Genomic DNA, 4,907 nt, shown 5'->3' with positions numbered 1-4,907 from the left:
ATGTCCAAGATGTCTTTGGAGTGATGCCTAAAAAATCTATGGCTGTTTTTAGAATCAGCAAAAACAAAAAACTATACAGGCAGAGAAATCACAAAAAAAGTGAAGTATGTGGCTAAATTCAAAATAGATAACCTTTTCTGGTCGAAAAAAGATATCGAAAAATACGGTCTTCAAATAATTTCATTGGGGTAAGTTTTTTTGAGGATAAAATTGTCTTTATGATAAAATCGACTTATGAAAATTGAAGAGGTTTTGAAATTGAGGATTATTGACGCTCATACACATTTGTCCTTATACGAAAATGATGCCACTTCCCTTGAGGACACGCTAAAGTTACTGCTTGCGGATATGAATAAGAATAGTGTTGGGTATGCCATCGTTATTCCTGACAACATTGAGAATGACCCTCGTATTGCCGACCTTAATAAAGCGAGAAATCTTATTGCTGGAAACGATAGACTTTTCTTGCTTGGCAGTCCCCAAATATTACAAAGAGGGAGCAGCGAACTAAATAAATACGAAAAGCTTATTAAAAACAAGGTCGTAAAAGGTATAAAGTTTTTTCCGGGACATGATGACTACTACCCCATTGATGAAAGATGTAACCCTTATTATGAAATATGCCAAAGTTTAAATGTTCCTGTTATCTTCCACACAGGTATTAATACAAAACACTCTGAAGTAGCTCGTTTTAACGACCCTAAACATATAGTAAAAGTTGCAAAACGATACCCAAAACTAAAAGTGATTATCACACATTATTTTTGGCCAAAAATGAAATACTGTTACGAAATAACAAAGAATATTCCCAATATATATTTTGAAACAGCGGGTATGGGGGATTCTGAAGTTATCACTGCTTCTGGGGGTGTGGGTGTTGTAAAAGAAATCCTGTCAAAAACTATTACCGATAGAGAGGATCAAGTTTTATTTGGAACTGATTGGCCTATGTGTAAAATAGAAGACCATATAAATCTAATTAAATCTCTAAACTTAGCGGAAAAGGTGGAAGCTAAAATATTTGCTGGAAACGCAAACAGAGTTTATCGTCTAGGAATACTCTAACTATTACAAAACCGATTTCAATCTATCCCGAACTTTATTTAACAATTCAGCTGATGTGTAGAAACTGTGGACTCTTTACGAAAAAATTCGGACTGAGTTTCAAAGGTAGCGCTGCGAGTGCCCCCACCCACTCGCAGCGCCATCTTCACGCTCGGCCTTCGGCCTCGCTTATGTTTCGCGCGCGCGATTTTTCTTTTTGCTTAAAAAGCAAAAAGATTTTTACTTCGTAAATTTCAAGGTAGAAATCATTAGATCGAAAATTCCTTCAAACCCTTTATTGCTATTCTGCCAATACCCCAATATATCAAGAATTTTACCGTTACCGAGATCTATATAAACATGCTTGTGTGTACAATCACACCATCCCCCAGTAAAACCTGCAGGTGGTGTAGATTTATAAACTTTCACTTTTATTAGTGCTCGGCGACCGTCAACCTGGGTATATGATGATTCTTGCTTTGTAAACCAAGATGACGGTTCATCTTTTGATGGTAAAGCTAAGCCCTCTAATCCATTTTCAAATTGTTTGCCTAACTCTTTATGTGGGCCTTGAATTGAAATTGGAAATGCAATAGTTACCGAATTTACGATTATGCCTTCTCCCTCGCTTTCAGGCATTAAAGTCATATTGGTCAGATAATCTTGGTCCGATAAAAGCGAATCATCCTCATTCGGAGTAACTTTCCAGCCTGGTGGTGCTTTGATGCTATAACCAACTTTAACGCTCTGATACAACTTCCAGCCCCCTGTCTCACTAGTTGTTGGTATTGGAATTCCGGTGTTTGTTGGTGCGGTTGTTGGGAAGACGGTCGGACTAAACACTGGCTTCTGCCGGGTCGGCGTTGGCAAGCTCTGCTGTATTCTCTGGCTTTTTACGACTAGCACATAATAACTTAATGTCCCCAAAAATAATAATGCCAACACTATTATCGAAATCATCCAATAATTTAATCTAGGCTTTTCTGGGGTTTGGATCGGCTGTTCAACCGGATTTTGACCGATCTGTTGGGTATTTTGATCACCAACATTTATTTGATTTTCCATTTTTACCTCCAAGAAAAAGTATATCATATTTTCGGAAGTCAAGTATCTACATCTACTTGTTTTTCTGTTTTATTTTTTGGTATAGTGAGTATGGATACAGATTTTGGGAATTGCGTTTTTTGATGGCGCAATCAGACAGTAAGACGCAATTCTTATCTGTATCCAACTGGTTGCGCCATTAAAGTTTATAAATAAAAGTTCTTTAAAATTTTTGCGTTTTTCTTTGTAATCATTTCTTTTTAAGAAATGATTTTTCCGAGCCGACTTTTTACGAGGCCGAAAGCCGAGCGTGAAGATGGCGCTGCGAGTGGGTGGGGGCACTCGCAGCGCTACCTTTGAAACTCAGTCCGAATTTTTTCGTAAAGAGTCCACAGAAATGGAGAAAAAGGGTCGTCGGGAATGGCGCTCGCCACGCCCGCCCCCGCGGCGAGCGCTGCAAAGCCCTGTTTATATACGCAAAAAAGCCGCCGGATAACAAAAAGAGAAAAGAAAAACGCAAAAATTTAAGAAAAAATACAAAACCATGATCAAATATATTGCCTACTGCCGAAAATCAACGGATGAAAAAGAAAAACAAGTTTTGTCTATTGAGTCACAAATTGAGGAACTGAAAGAGTTTGCCGCCAAAGAAAAATTGCAGATCGTTTGCTTCTTAACCGAATCCCGTACCGCCAAAAGTTTGGGAAGACCCGTTTTTGAAGAAGTTATCCAAAAAATCGAGAAAGGAGAAGCAAACGCAATTTTGAGTTGGCACCCGGATCGTTTAGCCAGAAATTCTGTTGACGGCGGAAAAATCGTTTACCTTCTCGATACTGGAAAACTCCTTGATCTAAAATTTCCCACATTTTGGTTTGATAACACTCCGCAAGGCAAATTTATGCTCTCAATCGCCTTTGGTCAGTCCAAATATTATGTGGATAATCTGTCCGAAAATGTAAAACGAGGAAACAGGCAAAAACTACGAAAAGGCATTCTACCCAATAAAGCGCCCTACGGATATCTTAACGAACCGAGATTACGGACAATCGAAGTTGATCTGGTAAAATCAAAAATCGTCAAAAAAGTATTTGAGCTTTTCGCCGAAGGCGAAAGCTCTATTGCTGATATTTCCCGATTCTTTCAAAAATTTGGGGTTACCCGTTACAATGGAAAAATGTTGCACCTTGATACAGTCAAACGAATTTTAAGTAACAAATTCTACATTGGAATTATCAACTTCGGTGGTGAAACTTATGAAGGAACGCATAAACTTTTTATTTCGTTGGAACTATTCGGAAAAGTCCAGAAAATTCTCGAAGATCGAGAACATCCCAAAAACAAAAAGCACAATTTTACTTTTTTGGGATTGGCAAAATGCGCGGAGTGTGGCTGTGCCATCACCGCCGAAGTTAAACACAAGTGTTATCCCACAACCCGCGGAAATGTGGATTACATTTATTACCGTTGTACCAAAAAGAAAACTGACTGCTCACAAAACTATTTGCGGGAAGAGCTTTTAGAGCAACAATTGCGAGCAATTGTTGCTAAATCTGCATTACCTGCTTCATGGGCTACACTTTGGCTGGAAAGACTGAACAAAGAAGAAACGGAAGAAAAAACAAATAGTGAAAATACAACAGCAAAATTTTCTCTTGAGATTCAACAGGTTGACCAAAAACTTGATCGTCTGCTTGAAGGCTATCTGGAACAGATTATTGATCCCCAAGTTTATCAAGAGAAAAAGAATAAGCTTGTTGAAATAAAAATAAGGTTGAAAGAGAAAATGACGAGTATTTCCAAAAACGGAAGTGAATGGCTCGGACTAATGAGGGAATTTATAGAAGTGGCCGCTGATGCGGCCAAAATCGCGCGCGCGAAACATAATGGCGAAGAATTATCATTCTTCGCCAAAAAAGTCGGCTCGGACTACTCTTTAAATAATCGGCGGCTTTTTTGCGTATATAAACAGGGCTTTGCAGCGCTCGCCGCGGGGGCGGGCGTGGCGAGCGCCATTCCCGACGACCCTTTTTCTCCATTTCTGTGGTCAGTTTTGTAGTTATGACCATAGCATTTGTCCTCAAACAAAATATCCTCAAATGTCTTTGGTTTTGCGTAGCGAGGAATGAAATGACCGTGCAAATGCCGAGTATCATTTCCGAGAAAGGAATAATTAAACCAATCAGGTTGGAAAGCCCTTTTTGACGCCTCTCTCAAGTCCTGCAAAACTAGAAACAACTCTGCTTGTTCCTCTGGTGTTGCATCGGCTAAATCAAGAGCGTCCTTTCGCTTGCACCAAACAACACAACGCCCAAGATACCCTTGGTTTTCGTGGACATAAATTTCCCAATGCTTGTATGCTTTTACTAAATTCTTCGAAAAATCTTTAGCCATAGTTCTTTGCTGATTCGTAATTTTTTATCAACTCCAAATCCCTTTTATCCTTTTCTCTTCCTTGAAGCAGTTTGAATTTTTTGATCAGGTTAAGATTAACAAATCTATAACCTTTTATCACATCCGCTGTGTTAATCTGTTCCATTACTGTCGCAATAGGGGACTGTTTATTGAAAGAGCCTTCCCAAAATATGTGAATGTTTCCAATTTCTATGCTTTCAAACCCTTCTTTCTTGACTGGATATTTTTTTGAGAGCGCCCTCCAAACTTTTGGAGTGACAATAAGGTCCAAGTCGTTAGCTTCTCTTATGCCTCTAATTGCTAAAGGACCAGAGCTAGTTATTGCGTATTGGTCTTTGGGTAAATTTAATTTATCCAATTCCGCGAGCAAAATATCAATTTTCATATACTAACTATAGCATTGGTAT

Annotated in this window: 4 protein-coding genes; 2 read left to right on the top strand and 2 right to left on the bottom strand. The window is 38.8% G+C overall.

Annotated elements, in window-relative coordinates; genetic code table 11:
- Positions 1-234: 234 nt before the first annotated feature.
- Positions 235-1,065: an amidohydrolase family protein gene (locus tag KKH91_06600; protein MBU0952471.1), complete on the top strand. Its 831-nt coding sequence runs from the start codon at positions 235-237 to the stop codon at positions 1,063-1,065.
- Between the two features lie 219 nt (positions 1,066-1,284).
- Here the strand turns inward: KKH91_06600 and KKH91_06595 are convergent, their stop codons facing one another.
- Complete coding sequence (locus KKH91_06595; protein ID MBU0952470.1) at positions 1,285-2,109, bottom strand: hypothetical protein; 825 nt, start codon at positions 2,107-2,109, stop codon at positions 1,285-1,287.
- Between the two features lie 523 nt (positions 2,110-2,632).
- Here KKH91_06595 and KKH91_06590 point away from each other — a divergent pair.
- A complete protein-coding gene (locus tag KKH91_06590) occupies positions 2,633-4,144 on the top strand; it encodes a recombinase family protein (protein ID MBU0952469.1) in 1,512 nt (503 codons plus the stop codon).
- Positions 4,145-4,471: 327 nt separating this feature from the next.
- Here the strand turns inward: KKH91_06590 and KKH91_06585 are convergent, their stop codons facing one another.
- Positions 4,472-4,858, bottom strand: coding sequence for a hypothetical protein (locus tag KKH91_06585; GenBank protein ID MBU0952468.1), 387 nt, complete (start codon positions 4,856-4,858; stop codon positions 4,472-4,474).
- Positions 4,859-4,907 lie beyond the last annotated feature (49 nt).

This window comes from Elusimicrobiota bacterium (assembly GCA_018816525.1).
Taxonomy (GTDB): Bacteria; Elusimicrobiota; Endomicrobiia; order CG1-02-37-114; family XYA2-FULL-39-19; genus OXYB2-FULL-48-7.
Note: the sequence above shows the minus strand (reverse complement) of the source record. Positions and strands in the feature narration are given on the sequence as shown.

Excerpts from the sequence above, each read along its gene's own strand:
- KKH91_06590 (MBU0952469.1), top strand. The coding sequence starts at position 2,633 with ATGATCAAATATATTGCCTACTGCCGAAAATCAACGGATGAAAAAGAA.
- KKH91_06595 (MBU0952470.1), bottom strand. The coding sequence starts at position 2,109 with ATGGAAAATCAAATAAATGTTGGTGATCAAAATACCCAACAGATCGGT.
- KKH91_06600 (MBU0952471.1), top strand. The coding sequence starts at position 235 with ATGAAAATTGAAGAGGTTTTGAAATTGAGGATTATTGACGCTCATACA.